This is a genomic window from Paenibacillus sp. TCA20, assembly GCF_000732325.1.
Classification (GTDB): domain Bacteria; phylum Bacillota; class Bacilli; order Paenibacillales; family Paenibacillaceae; genus Paenibacillus; species Paenibacillus urinalis.
Genome location: NZ_BBIW01000012.1, coordinates 154,472 through 171,314 on the forward strand (window position 1 = coordinate 154,472; position 16,843 = coordinate 171,314).

Below are 16,843 nucleotides of genomic sequence, written 5' to 3' on the forward strand. Positions count from 1 at the left end.
AGGTATGCTTGCATTATTGTCATTCACTCTATATATTTGGTATAAAAATAATTACAACTAATACGGTAGGAATAGTATATTAATCAGTTTAACAACCTTGAACGAATCGAACCATATCAATAGAAGGGAATCAGATTTATCATTTTGTGGGTATCGGAGGGGTTAGATGTTTACAAATATGAAGGAAGACGTTCACGAATTTCTGGAGATTCATTTTTTTAATCCTTCTGCTTATGAGAAGGGGAGTGCTGCATGGCCTATCCGTTTAGGGGCTAATGCTGCCAAGCCAGCCTATCGCATTGGACCGCGGGTAACGCCATATTACTACCTGCTGATGGTGCTTGAAGGCGAGGGGACGTTCATTCAGAGCGGGAAGACCTACTCGCTTCGCCCGGGGGACTTGTTCTGTCTCTTTCCTCAAGTTACACACGAATATTACACCGCAGAGGACAAGACGTTACGGAAAATCTTTTTTGCCTTTGACGGAAAGCATGCGCTGTCCTTGCTTGCAAGAGCAGGTCTTGGGCCGTCAAGACCCCATCTGCAGGGAGGACTGAATGATGAAGCCGTTGAGATCATGAAGTCGTGGTTCGATCACTGCCGAATGGAGCTGACCGATTTATCGCGGCTGACCTATCTTCAGAAGGTATTTGACGCGCTTGCTGTGAATGAATCGAGTCTGGCTGAGACGCCGGAGGAGCCTTCTTGGGTACAGCAGGGTAAAGAGTATCTGGAAATTCATTACGCTGGAGGCATTACCATCAAGAGTGTAGCTGATTATGTTGGCGTTGAGCGCACACATTTTACTAAAACATTTCATAAAACGTATGGCATCTCTCCGATGAAATATATGCAGGAGCTGCGAATGAATGAGGCGAAGCTGCTTCTCACAGGCACGAACTATAAGCTCGGAGAAATTGCCCAATCTGTGGGATATCCCGATCTGTTCTCGTTCTCCAAAGCTTTTAAGAGCTATGAGGGCGTCTCACCAGCCAAATACCGTGAAAAACACACAAAAGGACAAGCTCTGAGGGGATAACCCTTGACTTGTCCTTTTGTGTGTTTATTTAACCTTTGAGAGAGCCTGCCGTCACGCCTGAGATGAAGAAGCGCTGCAGGAACAAGAACATGACCAGCATAGGCAGAGATATGATGACAACGCCTGACAAGAGTCCTGGATAATTCGTAGAATACTCACCCTGGAACTGCAGCAGCGCCAGCGGGAGGGTCATCTTCGATTGATCCGTAATCAGCAGGAGCGGGAACAGTAACTCGTTCCATACCGAGACAAACAAGAAGGTAGCCGTCGCTGCTAGATAAGGGACCGAGAGCGGCATCGCAATCTGGAGATACATGCGTGACTCTCCAGCTCCATCGATACTGGCGGACTCAAATACCTCTCTAGGCAAGGATTTCATGAAGCCGTTGATCATGAACACAGAGAGCGGCATAAGAACCGATACGGAGACAAGGATGAGACCGATCCGGCTGTTCGTCAGCCCCAAATCCCGCAGGAAGGAGTGAATCGGAATCATGTTAACCTGAGAAGGCACCATGAGACCAATGACGAACAGGAGCAATATCGTTTTGGATATTTTATTCTTGAGACGGTACAGTCCGAACGAGATCATGCTTGCGAGAACAAGCAGCACAGCGACTGTCGAGAACGAGACGATGACACTGTTGCTGAAATACATCAGCATCGGCTGGCTTTGAAATAAGTGAATATAATTATCCAGCGAGAAGGAGGAAGGCACTCCGATCGGATTCATATAGAACTGCTGCTGGTCCTTCATCGTTGCCATAACGACAACAAGCAGCGGAAGCAGAATAATAATGGCATATAGCGTGAGCAGCAGCTTGCCGAGCGTACGAGCAAACAAGGGATATCATCCTCCTTTCACATGCTAGGCTTTGTTATACAGCACGGTCTGAGCGAATCGCTTTGAACTGCAAGAAGGTGACCAGTGCAATAATAGCTAGGAAATAAATCGATGCTGCCGAAGCATGCCCGAAGTTGTAATTTTGATATGCCGAAGAATAAATATACGTCGATAAAATCTCGGTAGAGTAAGCCGGACCCCCGCGGGTCATGACATATATCAGGTCAAACGCCTTAAATGATTGAATCGTTGTGTAGGCGATGACCAGTGTAGCTGCCGGTGCCAGCAGAGGCCAGGTGACGAACCGAAATATTTGCCAGCGGTTGCCGCCATCTAGTCTGGCCGCTTCATTAATTTCTTCCGGAATTCCATGCAGACCGGCCACGAACAGAATAACCATCTGACCGATATGCGCCCATGCCTGGATGCCTGCAACGGAATAAATCGCGATGGACGGATCACCCAGCCAGTTGTTAGCAAGGAAGGACAAGCCAATACGATTCAGTACCTCATTGAGCAGCCCCAGATTCGGATCATAGATATAAGTTCCGATAAACCCTACTGCCGCTGAGGACAATATTGTCGGGAAGAAATACAATGCCCGCAGGCCGATGTTGGCTTTGGAATTACGGACGAGCAGAAGCGATAGGACCAGTGATACAAGCGTCTGCACAATAACTACACTGAACATGAACTTCAGATTGTTGCCGATGGCTTTGTGAAAGATCGTGTTTTCCGCGACATTGACATAGTTGCTGAGCCCAACAAAGTTCATCGTATCCGACATGCCGTCCCAATCTGTGAAGGAGTAGTAGAGCCCCTGCAAGGTGGGATAAATAAAAAACACGAGATACAAGAGCAGGCCGGGTACGAAAAACCAGTAGATTGATTTGCGTACACCCATAATTACAGGTTCAGCTGCTGGTCAACAATGGCTTGGGCATTCTCAGCAGCCTTCTCCGGTGTAATTCCTGACATCACTTCCTGAATCGAGCTGGTTACCGCTTTTTGAATCTCAATATTAGTAATGAGGTAACGAGGCTGGAAACGAGTGTTCTTCGTACTCCAGTCACTGATCGCTGTCAGAGCTGGCGACGTATATTCAATATCCTTGACAGGGACATCCTGCTCTGTTTCGTTAGCTACCTTGCCTGCAGCTTCTGCCGTACTTAAGAATTCAAGGAATTTCTTCGCTTCCTCTGGATGCTTCGATTTACTGTTTATGCCCAGCATGAACGTCGTTGTATGAATACCTTCATATGTCGCTTCATCAGCAGGCACTGTGATCGGTGCAAGCAGATTCAGATCTAATTCAGGGTTACCTGCAAGAATGGCAGACATGGAATAGGAGCCTGTTGCGATCATGGCTGCTTTTTGCTGAGCCATAAGGGCGATCGCACCATCCGTGTTCGTCCCCAGCGCGCCTTCCTGGAAGTAGCCCTTATCATTAAGCTCCTTGAACTGAGCAAGCGTCTTCACCCACCATTCATCTGTCAGCTTCGCTTCTCCGGATTCAAGCTTGTCGAAGATTTCTTCATCCGGTGCATTATTCATCATCATCGGATTCATGAATTGACCAGGACCGATATCTGCTCCAGGGAAGGCAATGGGGATAATGCCCTCGCTCTTCAGCTTCTCACAGAGTGCGAGAAAGCCTTCCCAATCGGTCGGCGGCGTAAGGCCATATTGTTCAAAGAGTCCGGCATTATATACCGGCACATTGTAGATCAGATTGTAGGGCAATGCATACTGTTTGCCGTCCTTTGCACCGGATTCAATCAGATCGGGCTTGTAGTTATCGACGAAGGCCTCACCCGTCAGATCCGTATATAAACCGGCCTTCAGAATGGATTCGAACTGGGCTCCCGGGAAGGATGCGAACACATCACCGACCGAACCATCCATGAGCTTGGCTTGGGCCGTCGTTTGATACTGCTCGGACGGGAAGGTCTGCATGGTGACATCAATATTAGGATTCTCGGTTTCGAATTCACTGATAAGCTCGTTCCATACAGCGGCTTCGCTGTTCCAATGAATAAAGCTGATCTTTACTTTACCGCCTTCCGAGCTGCTATTGTCGCTTCCGCATGCGCTTACGACCAGAGATAAAGCCAAGGTAATCACAGCCATCGTGGAACGTTTTTTCTTTTTCATGAATAAGCCTCCTCCGTAGTCTACATAAACAAAAAACGACAGAAGGATAGATCCTCAGTATCCATTGTCGTAGAATTCAAGCTTCAAAAGAGCATAAATAAATAACCTACTAAATTAGTTGGAATAGTGTGCATTAGCATCATACCACTTCCCGGTATCGTTCAGCAATGTAAATTCGTGTTGTTTGAATTTTGTAATTTTGTGGTTTGCAATGATATTTATCACAACTTCATAAATTATTAAATCGGTGAATTTGAAACTATATAGACAAATAAAATCATTTTGATCTATATACCCTTGATTGAAGCAGCTAAATGTTTTATGAAATTGATTCACTTATCACTTATAATAAAAATTTCTCGGTACAACTTTTTATCATAACCTAGCGAGAAGATTCCCGCTTCAAGTGCTTGCTAAGGGGGGGGGGAATCGCGTCTTTTTTTGCCCACTAGACGAACATGTGTGCTATAATCTGTCTTATCATCCATATAAAGGAGGTGTTAGGCGTGTTGGTAAAAAAGACTTTCAAGTATCGCATCTACCCTAACGATGAACAGCAGTTGCTCATTCAAAAAACGCTGGGCTGTTGTCGTTTTGTCTTCAATCACTTCCTGGAAAAGTGGAATACAGCATATGCCGAAACAGGCAAGGGGTTGTCCTATAACCAATGTGCCAAACAACTACCTGTATTATAAACCTCACTGGAATGGCTTGAAGAAGTAGACAGTACGGCGCTTCAAACTGCCGTACGCCATCTTGCAGACAGCTTCGATCGGTTCTTTAAGAAGACAAGCCGTGCTCCGCGTTTCAAAAGCCGCCGCAATCCTGTTCAGAGCTACACGGCTAAGCAAACGAACGGGAATATTGCGATCCGTGGCCATGAGGTCAAGCTTCCGAAGCTCGGGTGGATGCGCTTTGCCAACTCCAGGGCATGCGAAGGTCGCATCATTTCAGCGACGATGCGGCGCCATGCGTCAGGCAAGTATTTCGTCTCCATCCTTTGTGAAGTGGAGCAAGAGCCGCTTCCTGCCGCACATAAGCATATCGGCATTGACTTGGGTTTAAAGGCATTTGCCGTCTGTTCAGATGGGCTGCGTGTAGAAAGCCCAAAGGCATTTTGCCGCTATGAAAAGAAGTTAGCCTTCTGGCAGCGCCGCATGAGCCGCCGTACAAAGGGAGGCTCGAATTGGCATAAAGCCAAGGTGAACGTCGCTCGCATTTACGAGAAGATCGCGAACATTCGCCAGAACTTCCTGCAGCAGCTGACAACCAAGCTGATTCGCGAAAACCAAACGATCAGCATAGAAGGCTTAGATGTGGTGAACATGCTCAAAAACACGAAGCTTGCGAAATCAATCGCGGATGCGTCGTGGGGTGAATTTGAACGCCAGCTTACTTATAAAGCGAAATGGTATGGACGTACGTTGAAGTTTGCGGAACCCTTCGCACCGACAAGCCAGACCTGCCATGTATGTGGCTTTGTAAATCCAAAGGTCAAACATTTGTCTATACGGGAATGGAATTGCCCATCCTGCAAGACGAGCCATGATCGGGACAACAATGCCGCTCAAAATATTAAGCGAGTTGCTATATAGCTGCTCGCTTAACAAGTTGTGGGAACCGCAGCTTCTCTTGGGGGACTGCACAAGCAGGACAACTTCAAACCGATGGGTTTGACAATCCAAGAATCCCCTACCTCTTTAGGTGGTGGGAGTGTTCAAGGGAAGTTACGTTTATATTAGGTAAGACGACGTTATACGGCAGAGAAATAGGGGGCATTTGAGTGTCAGATATAAAGAAAACTGCAAATCAAGGGGAGCCAGTATCCTCCAAGTGGGGTTTATGGTTTGGAAAAAGCATTCAAATCTGCTTAATGTATGTTGTGTTGACATTCTTTATCGGGGGGGTTGTAGGGGTTCCGGCAGGAAAGCTGCTGTTGCATCATCAAGTACCAGATCTTGGCGTTTTTCTGATTGCGGCAGTTTATTTCTATTTAATGGTTACTGTGTTTGTAAGTTTTGGGGCTTATGTAACTAGAGATACAGGTGCGTATTCGCGAATACTTCTGCTGTCGATTATTCCGCTGCTCGGATTTGCTCTCTATTATTGGGGATTGGGGATGCAGCTGTCAGATGGAGATGCGAGGGAGCTGTGGAGCTCGTCCTGGATGTGGTATTCGCTGAACCTCTACTGGGCTAACCCGGTATTGAAAGTATTATCTGCTTATGGTGGGGGGATGACTGTTGTCACGTTAGTTATGGCGCTTGTCCCGAGTATTAGTATCTTGCTTGGTATCGTGCTGCAAAGGAAAGTTAAGGTAGCCGTGAGTAATCGTACTCGCATTCTCGTATGGGGGGCGTTCCCTATACTGAGTGTCCTCGCTCTGCTGATCTTCATCGTGGTGCCAAAGGGGAGCTATACCGTTCACCAGTATCCGCAAATTGATGGTGCGACAGCTGCCATTCCTTTTGCCGAGAAGCTGAAGAGTGAATTAACGGGTGTTAATCAGCTAAGGGCAGCGGATGACACCCGGTTTAACACGACGCATCAGGCCTATCTAAACCTTATCGAAGGCAGAGCGGATCTTATCTTTGTGGCAGGTCCTTCTGAAGATGAGGTTTCCACGGCAACCAAAAATGGGGTAGAGCTCGAACTTCATCCCGTGGGGAAGGATGCCTTTATATTTTTGGTCAACGATCATAATCCGATCAGCGGTCTGTCAACAGAGCAGATTCAGGATATATATGGCGGATTTATTACGAACTGGAGTGAGGTAGGAGGCAGAAATGAGCCGATACTAGCTCTGCAGCGTGAGGCCAATTCCGGCAGTCAGACCTTTATGGAAAAAGGAGTCATGGTCGATGCGGTACTTACGGAGGTGCCGAAGGAACAGAAGGTCAGCCTGATGGGCGGCTTGATTGACCGAGTTGCCGCATATAACAATGAAGAGAACGCCATCGGGTATTCATTTCATTATTATGCGAGCGAGATGTATCAGAAAGAAAACGTTAAATTTTTGGCAATCGATGACGTGATGCCGAACAGGGACTCGATACGTTCTGGCGAATATCCGTACACTGCTGAGCTCTATGCTGTAACCCGATCGGATCTGCCGGAGGATCATGCAGCACGGGAGATAGTGGAGTGGCTTCAAGGAGAGGAAGGTCAGGAGGTTGTGGAAGAGGGCGGATTTATTGCTGTGGGTGATGATGAGTAAAAGAATAAAAGATTAAAAGATAGTGCTGGCTCAAGGGTGCTGCGTTCGCGAAAGTTTCGTCCGATCGTTCTTGTCCGGGAATGGCATAGGATTAGATAGGAAGGAAGCCATTCCCTCCCAAATACGAGCGCTACGCTTCTCCCGACAACTTTTCGCTCCCTCCGCAGGGGAGCCAGCAAAAGAAGCATCTCTTCCTCATCTTCGATTGGAAGAGGAGTTTGGAGAAGTCCGGCGTGTGAGGCAGCCGGACACTCTTGGGTGAGGGTGAAGAAAGACCGGATATTGTACTGGATGAAATCGTGCAGGATTTTGATTATAGATTCCCTGATTCGAAGGGAAAATCTATTTCGATCGATATATGTGAATGGACGTTAGATCCGAAATTCAAAGCTTTTGGTTTGTTTTCTAATAGAGAGAAATTCTACTCAGATAAGGGGTACGATATCGATTGTTCCTTTTAGAAAGATGTGGCGGCCAATAATAAGGGTAAGGCGGGCTATTTTATGAAACTGGAGCGGTTAATCTCGATCATATACAAGCTGTTGAATCACGAAGTCCTGTCAGCCTCCAAGCTGGCTGAAGAGTATGAGGTATCCCAACGAACCATTTATCGGGATATTGATGTGATCTGTGCGGCAGGCTTTCCGGTCGTATCCTATCAAGGGACGAATGGCGGATACGGTATGATGGACGGTTACAAAATGGATAAAAGCCTGCTCGGCTCGTTTGACGTGCATTCCTTGATTACGGTGCTGAGAAGTCTCTCCACTATTTTTGAGGACGAGCGAGTACAAGGAACCATTGAAAGACTACAGACGGTTGCGCCCGCGCAACAAAGCACGATTCTGTCGGTGAATTTGGATACCCGCCGTACAGATCATGATGCACTTCGTCATTTGCGAACAGCGATTGCCGGGCGGAATGTTGTTCGCTTTGATTATATTAATGCAAATAATGAACGTACGACCCGTGAGCTTGAACCGCTGCAGCTTCATTTTAAATATCGGAATTGGTACATTTATGGATACTGCCGAGCTCGTCAGGATTATCGGGAGTTTCGTTTGTCGCGGCTGATGAATTTGAACAAGACGGAATTAACCTTTGAGCCGCATCAAGGGGTGCTGAAGGAGATCGACGTATCAAACAAGCGGTGGGAGAAACAATTGGAGGAAGTTGTAGTTCGAGTGGGGCCGGAGGCTTTGGCAGAAGCGATGGATCAGTTCCATCAGGTAGACAAAGAGCCTCATGCGGATGGAAGCATGACGATGCGGATCCCTGTCTATCAGCCATTAACAGCTCGCTGGCTGTGGACAATCCTGCTCAGTTTTGGCGGCGGCGCTGAGGTCCTTGAGCCTCCTTCTCTGCGTGGTATCCTCAAAGAACAGCTCCAAAAAGCACTCCAATTATATGAAGATGTGTGACAGACAGCTGTCATACATCTTTTTTTATTATATCTACAGGAACGATTCAAATAATTTATAAAAACCCAAAAGGAGTCGATACGAATGACGAATTATCCTGTAGAAATGTTTAATTATCATACCTGGGCTACCCAAACCATACTACGTAGAATGAAGGAACTTCCTTCCTCTGTGCTCTCAGAAAATGTGAACAGCTCGTTTCCCACCATTGCCCATGCACTCAGTCATATCTATGCCGTGGATAAAATGTGGTATTTGGTGTTAACAGGCATGGAAATGCCAGATGCGTTTCAAGCATGTATGTCGATCAATGAGCGTGTTCTTCATTCAGTGGATGAATATGCGAGCTCTTATGATGAGTTAGCGGAGCGCTATTCAGAATGGCTCTCAGCCCAAACCGATTTAGAACAGACGATCCTGCTAAATAATCCATTCGCCGGAGTCCGTCAAACCCGCTTATCGGAAATATTGATGCATGTCGTTAATCACGGAACCTATCACAGGGGCAATGTATCGACCATGCTGCGTCAGCTCGGTCATGCATCTACGATGAACGATTATTCGTTTTATTGGTACCAGGAAGCTGCGAAGGTATGAATCGATAAAGGAAGATGATTTATTTGATGAAGATGGATAATCTGCTGTCTGTTACATCAAGAGAAGGTTTGAGGGTGTGGCTGCAGGAGAATGGAAACAGTGAAAAATCTTGCTGGGTTGTCGTGAGCCTGACACTACAGCCAGATACCATTCTGTATTTGGACGCGGTGGAAGAATGTTTGTGTTTTGGATGGATTGATGGGCTTAAGAAGAAAATATCGCAGACGGAAATGGCGCAGAGGTTGTCGCCCAGAAGTAAAAAGAGCTCTTGGACGGAGCTTAATAAAGAACGTGTCCGCCGTCTCGAGAAGCTGGGCTTGATGATGAATGAAGGGAGAAAGGTGCTTCCTGATATGAATCCTGATTCTTTTGTAATCGACCAGATTATAGACAGCAGGCTCAAAGAGGATAAGAGAGTGTATAATAATTTCTTGGCTTTTCCAGCCCTGTATCAAAGAATACGAATCGACACGATACAAAGTGTCCGGAACGAGCCTGATCTGTATAACAGCAGGTTAGTCAAATTATTAGCTCACACGAAAAAAAACAAGATGTACGGACAATGGCATGATAATGGGCGACTCCTAGATTATTAGATATGATACTATTTAGATGAAATTGTAGAAGACTTTGATCGGCGGTTTCCGGATGCTGTTAAAAAGACGATCTATGTGGATACGTGTGAGCTTGAACTTCAAAGTGATTATAAGCCAATGTCTATATTTAATGAAAGGGATAGTTACTACCTTAAAAGGAATTACACAATACTTACCTTCTTTTAAATTACAAAAAGCCTGGATCGACCATCAATTGTCGATACCAGGCTTTGCTTCTGTTTATGCAAATGATTTAGCCAATGCGATAAGTCCGATCAGGGTGATGATGTTAAACAGTGTAGAGATAAGCACGGTCTGTGCTGCAAAATCCGGTTCGTTCTGATACTCTTCTGCAAGGATGGAGGAGTTAACGCCTGTTGGCATCCCAGAAGCGATAATTAATGCCTGAGCTGTAATGCCTTCAAGACCAAGTGCAAATACCAATGTGATACCAATGGCAGGACCCACAAGCAGACGAATGATCATACTGATGTATACGCTGAGCCGTCCAAACCGGAGCGGATATTTCATAATCTGGGCTCCAAGCGTGAGGAGCGCAACGGCTACCATGGAATCTCTCGCATAATCGAACGCATGGAGAGAAAGGTCGGCAGCGGTGCATCAAGTACGTTCCACAGGATACCGAGCAGAAGCGCGTAAGGAACAGGCATTTTTAAAAAACCAATGATGACACTTCGATAATTCCCTTTCAGCTTGGCCCCTTGAATAGACAGGACCCCGTACGTAAAGGTCAGCAGGCTTTGCATCGACATAATGAAGGCCTGAACCGATGCAGCCATCGGATCTCCCTTAAACACGAGCGCACTGATGGGCATTCCATAGTTTCCGGCATTATCCAGCATAATACTATTGTTGAAGGCAGCCTTCATACCTTTGCTGAATTTAAAGGATTTGGAGACGATGGACCCGATAATATATAAAATGAATGCATACAAAAAATAAAATAAAACGATGGTCCCGAGCAGCTTCCCAGACATTTCGGATAGGTACATGCTCATAAACACGGCAGCAGGTGTAATAAAATAGAAATTAATCTTCGAAAGTGTGTAGAGATCGAGATTGAACGCACGCTGCATCAGTGACCCGACCGCAATAAGCACAAATACAGGCAGAACCACTTCCAGCAAGATGTCAGCAATCATGAAGTTTTCAGCTTCTTTCTATCAAGTTATGTAACATTTCTGAATGTTTTCAAACACTCGTTACATTATAGCACTTTAGCGAAGCTGTGGAGATGGTAAGTTTCATTCTTTTTTTAATAAGCCTGTGTTTATAAATTATGGGTTTCTTCGATTAGGCTTTGAAGCTTCGCCGCCGCGAGCCCCAGCTGATGTGGATCAGGGGAGAGCAGCTCTATAATCTCATCAATACGCTGCTTATAGTGAGCAGGCTTCAAGTCAAAACCTTCGATCAACTGAACGGCCCGTTTTTCGTTGATGCAGTGCTGTTCATTTTTGGCGAACAAGATCTGGTTCAAGCAGGACAGGCTTCTGAATACATGACCCATCACATAATAGCTGTCGTCTTTGGTGACACTTTTCTGGGAAAGCATCAAGGAGAAGGAGGACTCAAACGAGAAGAAATCGATCATATTCTGTTTATACGCCCCTGGATAAGGGGTTATTTTTTGTTTTAGTGAGGCAAGACGTTGGTCAGAATCAATCAAAATTTGAGCAATGGCGAGTTCGCCCATATACATCCCATTGATGTAAGCATGAGGGTGACCAGGCTGATAGCTGGCTTCTATTTTTCCGCCGAGACATTCCTGAATCACGTGCTCCACACGTACAAGATCCCGCAGGATCAGATCGACAGGACATCCATCGATAACAAACCATCCCCCAGCGTTAACCCATGGTCCCCAGCCTCCAATCGGGGAAATAGGCTCGCGGACTGGCTCATCATTTAGATCCATCACAGCCTTATTGATCTCATCAATGCTAAATCCTGCCTGCAAATCATAATAAATGCCGATATCGATATCCGAGTCCGTTTGGTGGGTTCCTCTCGCGCGGGAGCCGCCAAGAACGATACCGACAATGCCTGGAACATGGGATAGAAGGGTTGTCACCTTATTCAATAACGGAGTGATATCCATTTTGTTCAGCCTCCATTTCATTTCTGTTCTATAGCAAACATTTCAGCACAAGGATGGGAAGAGCTTCTTGGAAGATTGGATTCTTTTATCAACGTTCGGGTATTGTTATTATAGAATCTACTTTATCAAATAATCGGAGCAACGATCTACCAGAGATCAATGTATATTTTTTAGCTAAGGAGCTTGTTACATATGGAGGCAATTCTAGATCATTTGGAGCCAGGGCTCCAAGTCGTATTTATCGGGTTTAATCCAAGCATACGTTCAGGGGAAACGGGTCATCATTATGCCAATCCAAGGAACAATTTTTACCGGATACTATATCAGGCAGGTCTGACTCCTCGTCTGTATCAAGCAGAGGAAGATCAGGATTTACTGAAGCTGGGCTACGGGTTCACCAATATCGTCGCAAGACCGACGAAAGGTATTGAAGATATTACGAAAGAGGAGTATGCGGAAGGCAGGATCCTGCTGAAGAATAAGCTGGAACAGTATAGACCAGAAGTCGCCTGCTTCGTTGGCAAGGGTGTATATGCCCAGTATTCCAAAAGATCAAAAGCCGATTGGGGTTTCCAATCTGAACCTTATCTAAAAGGAATGCATGAATTTGTGGCACCGTCCTCCAGCGGGCTGGTTCGAATGCCAATGGCGGAAATTATCGATATCTACAAGCAGTTAAGTGACTATGTGCATAGTGAACGAAGCTAAATTGAAGCATCTTGCAGAAGGAGGTATTTTGCAGGATGCTTTTTGGTTTGTAAATATGGCAGTGCCCCGAATAGAAGTCAGACAATAGGAGGGATATGCAGACGGATGTCGAAATACGGTCTTGATGGGCATAGAGATGCAAAATCATTTGGAAAGGCAATGAATGTGGTTTTACGTCATAAGCCCGTGCTATCATTAGAATGATAGATCGTTTAGTTGATGCTTGCACCGAAATATTAAAAGTACTTGCGGTCATAATCTAGCGGAGGTGGATAACATGAAAGCGCTTTTTATTGGAGGCACAGGTACCATCAGTTCTGCGATCACTCGTCAGCTTCTCGAACAAGGCTGTGAGCTGTATCTGCTCAATCGAGGGAATCGGAACGAAAGCTTTGCAGCAGGAGCAACGGTTCTGCAAGGGGATATTAATGATGAAGAACAGGTCGCTGGACTGATTCAGGATCTGCAGTTTGATGTCGTGGCGGATTTTATTGCATTTCATCCAGCTCATGTGGAGCGGGACTACCGCTTGTTTAAGGATAAAACCAAGCAGTATATGTTTATCAGCTCAGCTTCAGCATATCAGACACCGTTGTCGGACTACCGTATTACAGAGGGAACTCCACTATCCAATCCGTACTGGGAGTATTCCAGGAACAAGATCGCATGTGAAGAGTATCTAACACAGCAGTATCGGGAGCACGGATTCCCAATCACGATCGTTCGGCCAAGCCACACGTATGATGAAAGATCAATTCCGCTCGGCGTTCATGGCAGCGGCGGTTCATGGCAGGTTGCAAAGCGCATGCTTGAGCATAAGCCGGTCATTATTCATGGAGACGGTACATCATTATGGACGATGACCCATAATCGTGATTTTGCGAAAGGCTTTATCGGTCTAATGGGGAATATCCATGCCATTGGAGAAGCTGTCCATATTACCTCGGATGAGACGGTCACCTGGAATCAAATCTATGAAATTATAGCCGACAGCCTCGGTGTGAAGCTGAATGCCGTTCATGTGGCGTCGGAGTTTCTGGATGCGTGCAGCACTCAGGACTATAGAGGAGGTCTGCTTGGCGATAAAGCCAACTCCGTCGTGTTTGATAATTCCAAGCTGAAGCGACTGGTCCCTGATTATGTGGCTACGACTCGGCTGGATCAAGGGATCAAGGAGACTGTCCAACATATACTTGCACATCCAGAACTGCAAAAAGAGGATAAGGAATTTGATATTTGGTGCGATAAAGTAATTCAGGCCCTTGATGCGGCTGCAAATATACTCGTGGAAAAATAGGCGGCGCAGCCAGCCAACTACGAACCAGCTTCACAATAAAAGGTCCGAAATCTGCCACAGCAGTCTCGGATCTTTTATTGATTTTCGCTGATCTTCCGCATAATGAAAATATCATTCCCTCTAGAAAATCCCTCTTCAAGGGCAATCATTTATATATTCCTCATTGTAGTGGTGGGGTAAGCTCTTTGGCTGCAGCGTCGAAAGCTGCATGCCAGTCTTTCGTAATAATGCTTCCAATGTATCCATCTGGTCGGATCAATACTAATGTGTCTCTAGTGATGCCATAGATACTGTTCAGATTACCGGTGCTGTCAATGATGCAATTATGATCAATTCTGCCATGGGTCTCCACTGAGTAGCGATGTAGTTTGGCACCTGTAGCTGGCCACGTCAGCTCGTGAAGTGCCTTGGTAGCGTTAGCTCCAAAGGCCAACAGAGTGAAGTGCGGCCCTTGATAGACGTTAAAGAGTCGCCGTATCCCATCCTGTCCGATACAAGTTGAGTCCGGTGCTCGGTCACCAACACGGAGGGTTTTGGTAGCAGGTGCTTCCATTGGTGCAAGTAGACCACCATGATAAGAGATACCGAGCTGTCGTTCTTCGTCTCCTCGCTTAAGGCTGGATAGACGATGCTGCTTGAGTCCGGAGTATAGCTCATTAGATCTGCCAAGTACGAATGCGGCAATTGGCAGTCGTTCGTTCTCATAGCTGTCAAGGAGACGGTCAGGAGCACCTGCAATCACCTGGCTGAGCTTCCAGCCGAGGTTGTAGGCGTCCTGGACTCCAGTATTAAGACCTTGCCCTCCAGCCGGAGTATGGACATGGGCGGCGTCACCGGCCACGAAAATCCTTCCTGAGCGATAGTGCTCAGCGAGCCTGACGTTTGGCCGGAATATCGAACTCCAAGTGATGTCATGGAGCTTCAAACCGGTAAGCTTATAAAAATGGGCTGCCAACGCGGTATTGTGAAGGTCGGGTGTTTCGTTTGGTGCCAGTTTAATCATAACCTGGAACTGGTTCGTGTGGGGCAAGGGGCATGCTGCGACAGATTTACCTTGAGTTCGTGGCCATATATGCCACCGTTTGCTTGATAATCCATCAATTGTAGCATCGATAATGATCATTCGGTCGGATTCATCGGTATCGCCGATGAATCGCGTACCCAGTACTTTTCGAACGGTGCTCGAACCCCCGTCGGCCCCGACCAGATATCTGCTGCGTATTTGTTCTCCTGTAGAGAGAGTCACTGTCACCCCATCTGCATCTTGTTCAAAGTCTTCCACCGAGGTATTAAACTCAATACATAGTCCTTGACGTTCGAGGAGACGGTGCAAGATAGCGTCAGTACGAAGCTGTGGCAGTAGTAGGATATTTGGATAAGGTATATCTGGAGTTGGCTTGCTTTGCATTTGCATACGCCACGGTATAGTGATCGGTCCGATGTGGAGTCCTGCAAGCGGGTATGGTCCGCCTTCATTGTGAGCTTCTTCAAGTACGCCGAGGTCTTCGAAGACCTCCTGGGTCCGGGGTTGAATCCCCTTAGCACGGGAGCCTTTAAAAGCATGTGCTGCCTTGTCGACTAGACGGACGCGAAGGCCGCGTCGGAGTAAATCCGCAGCCAGTGTGGAGCCGGTAGGACCTGCTCCAGCAATAAGTACGTCGATATAATGCTGGTCGGTGGGTTTGATCGTCATCTCAGTGTTCACTCCTGTTTTGTTCTGTATTCGTTTTTTTGTTTCTAAGAAATAATAAAGTTTCTAATGAACAATATTAAAGAGCTTAATGATTTATGTCAACATAGTTTCGTGGAAACTTTATTGGTGAGCTTCTTCTTGATATACTGGATTTTAAGTTAACCACCATTTCCGGAGGAAAATAGATGACAGATGATTTAGGAGTACAAAAAAAGATCGACTTATAAACGAATTGATGGGAACAGTGAATGCTCTACAGCAAAAATTTCAAGGAGAAGAGGATGAAGAAAAACAGTGGCTTATTCAAAATAGTCCTAATCCAGTCATTGCAGAATTGATGAAGGATATGACTGTCAGTATGCTGCATGTGTTGAGCGCCATTGGTAAGCTTGAGCCTGTCAATGGGATAACGATATCGAAGCAATTCGGCTTTTCAAAAGGGAATGTTTCTAAAATCACGAGAAGATTGGCAGATAAAAAAATTATTGATTTTGAATATATTCCTGGAAATAAAAAGGAAGTTCTGTTTCGTACAACATCACTAGGCAGAGAAATTAATCGTTTGCATGAAGCATTGCATCAAAAAATAGATTTTGGGGTCCATCGATTCTTGCAGCGGTATAACGAAGAGGAGTTGGAATTTCTCGTTAAGGTTCTACATGAAACATGGCAGACATCATGGATTTATCCGGAGACAAATGAGAATCCAAATGAACTCAGCCAGAGTACAAGCGAAGTACTAGGTAATCCTATTGTTTCCAAGGAAATGAGCGAAGTCACTGAGATGCTAAATAAGCTGGATTCACGTGATTTAAAGAAAGCGAAAGCAATCCTTCATGCTGTATTTTTTTCGGAGTAGAAAAAAGGTCCGACATCTGCTTCCGCAGTATCGGACCTTTTTCATAATTCCCCCACATCAGTTAATAAGAAGTGTGGGGGATGCTCTTAACGGAGGTTGGCTGATAAGCGAAGAGAGCGAAGGGGTACAGAGAGAAGCGCCAGCGCTCGTATTTGGTTTGGAGAGATAACCTTAGATAATCCAATCAGAGCTCTCCAAACCAAGAACGATCGAACGTACCTTTCGCTATCGAAGCGGAACAGCCAGCTAACACGAATTTCATAAAAAAGGTCCGACATCTGCTTCTGCAGTATCGGACC

At 46.0% G+C, this 16,843-nt stretch carries 14 protein-coding genes and 2 pseudogenes; 9 read left to right on the forward strand and 7 right to left on the reverse strand.

Going from position 1 to position 16,843, the window contains the following annotated elements; genetic code table 11:
• The first annotated feature begins 166 nt into the window (after positions 1–166).
• Entirely contained in the window at positions 167–1,039 is an 873-nt protein-coding gene (locus TCA2_RS20480) for an AraC family transcriptional regulator (protein ID WP_047913460.1), read from the forward strand.
• 28 nt (positions 1,040–1,067) lie between these two features.
• On the opposite strand, the gene TCA2_RS20485 is transcribed toward TCA2_RS20480, so the two are convergent.
• The 3 genes from TCA2_RS20485 to TCA2_RS20495 are packed head-to-tail and all read right to left on the reverse strand — an operon-like array spanning position 1,068 to position 4,037.
• Positions 1,068–1,883: a carbohydrate ABC transporter permease gene (locus TCA2_RS20485; protein WP_047913461.1), complete on the reverse strand. Its 816-nt coding sequence runs from the start codon at positions 1,881–1,883 to the stop codon at positions 1,068–1,070.
• A 34-nt stretch (positions 1,884–1,917) separates the two neighbouring features.
• Complete coding sequence (locus TCA2_RS20490; protein ID WP_047913462.1) at positions 1,918–2,787, reverse strand: carbohydrate ABC transporter permease; 870 nt, start codon at positions 2,785–2,787, stop codon at positions 1,918–1,920.
• Positions 2,788–2,789: 2 nt separating this feature from the next.
• On the reverse strand, positions 2,790–4,037 hold the full coding sequence (locus TCA2_RS20495) for an ABC transporter substrate-binding protein (protein ID WP_047913463.1): 1,248 nt from the start codon (positions 4,035–4,037) through the stop codon (positions 2,790–2,792).
• Between the two features lie 506 nt (positions 4,038–4,543).
• On the opposite strand from TCA2_RS20495, the pseudogene tnpB reads away from it, so the two are divergent.
• The 5 genes and pseudogenes from tnpB to TCA2_RS20525 all read left to right on the forward strand — a co-directional run bounded on the left by tnpB (position 4,544) and on the right by TCA2_RS20525 (position 9,868).
• Positions 4,544–5,632, forward strand: a pseudogene (tnpB, locus tag TCA2_RS20500) (IS200/IS605 family element RNA-guided endonuclease TnpB).
• A 188-nt stretch (positions 5,633–5,820) separates the two neighbouring features.
• Positions 5,821–7,254 carry a PstS family phosphate ABC transporter substrate-binding protein gene (locus TCA2_RS20505; RefSeq protein ID WP_052512249.1) on the forward strand — a complete coding sequence of 478 codons (1,434 nt, stop codon included), beginning with the start codon at positions 5,821–5,823 and terminating at the stop codon, positions 7,252–7,254.
• Between the two features lie 503 nt (positions 7,255–7,757).
• On the forward strand, positions 7,758–8,675 hold the full coding sequence (locus tag TCA2_RS20515; RefSeq protein WP_047913465.1) for a YafY family protein: 918 nt from the start codon (positions 7,758–7,760) through the stop codon (positions 8,673–8,675).
• A gap of 84 nt (positions 8,676–8,759) precedes the next feature.
• Positions 8,760–9,272 (forward strand): DinB family protein, encoded by a 513-nt coding sequence (locus TCA2_RS20520; RefSeq protein ID WP_047913466.1) that lies wholly within the window; start codon positions 8,760–8,762, stop codon positions 9,270–9,272.
• A gap of 26 nt (positions 9,273–9,298) precedes the next feature.
• On the forward strand, positions 9,299–9,868 hold the full coding sequence (locus TCA2_RS20525) for a YdeI family protein (protein ID WP_047913467.1): 570 nt from the start codon (positions 9,299–9,301) through the stop codon (positions 9,866–9,868).
• A gap of 240 nt (positions 9,869–10,108) precedes the next feature.
• Here TCA2_RS20525 and TCA2_RS20530 read toward each other — a convergent pair.
• A pseudogene (locus TCA2_RS20530) lies at positions 10,109–11,031 on the reverse strand (AEC family transporter).
• A gap of 128 nt (positions 11,032–11,159) precedes the next feature.
• Positions 11,160–11,987, reverse strand: coding sequence for a nucleotidyltransferase domain-containing protein (locus TCA2_RS20535; RefSeq protein WP_047913468.1), 828 nt, complete (start codon positions 11,985–11,987; stop codon positions 11,160–11,162).
• A 192-nt stretch (positions 11,988–12,179) separates the two neighbouring features.
• Here TCA2_RS20535 and TCA2_RS20540 point away from each other — a divergent pair, with 192 nt between their 5' ends.
• Positions 12,180–12,695: a mismatch-specific DNA-glycosylase gene (locus tag TCA2_RS20540; RefSeq protein ID WP_047913469.1), complete on the forward strand. Its 516-nt coding sequence runs from the start codon at positions 12,180–12,182 to the stop codon at positions 12,693–12,695.
• 277 nt (positions 12,696–12,972) lie between these two features.
• The gene (locus TCA2_RS20545; protein ID WP_047913470.1) at positions 12,973–13,992 is read left to right on the forward strand and encodes an SDR family oxidoreductase; all 1,020 of its coding nucleotides are present in this window, start codon (positions 12,973–12,975) and stop codon (positions 13,990–13,992) included.
• 160 nt (positions 13,993–14,152) lie between these two features.
• Here TCA2_RS20545 and TCA2_RS20550 read toward each other — a convergent pair whose 3' ends face one another.
• Positions 14,153–15,685, reverse strand: a complete 1,533-nt coding sequence (locus tag TCA2_RS20550; RefSeq protein WP_047913471.1) for an FAD-dependent monooxygenase — start codon at positions 15,683–15,685, stop codon at positions 14,153–14,155.
• Positions 15,686–15,920: 235 nt separating this feature from the next.
• Between TCA2_RS20550 and TCA2_RS20555 the strand changes: the two genes are divergently transcribed.
• Complete coding sequence (locus tag TCA2_RS20555) at positions 15,921–16,544, forward strand: MarR family transcriptional regulator (RefSeq protein ID WP_081872699.1); 624 nt, start codon at positions 15,921–15,923, stop codon at positions 16,542–16,544.
• An 86-nt stretch (positions 16,545–16,630) separates the two neighbouring features.
• Here the strand turns inward: TCA2_RS20555 and TCA2_RS27700 are convergent.
• On the reverse strand, positions 16,631–16,843 hold a 213-nt coding region (locus TCA2_RS27700), incomplete at its 5' end, for a hypothetical protein (RefSeq protein WP_238546463.1).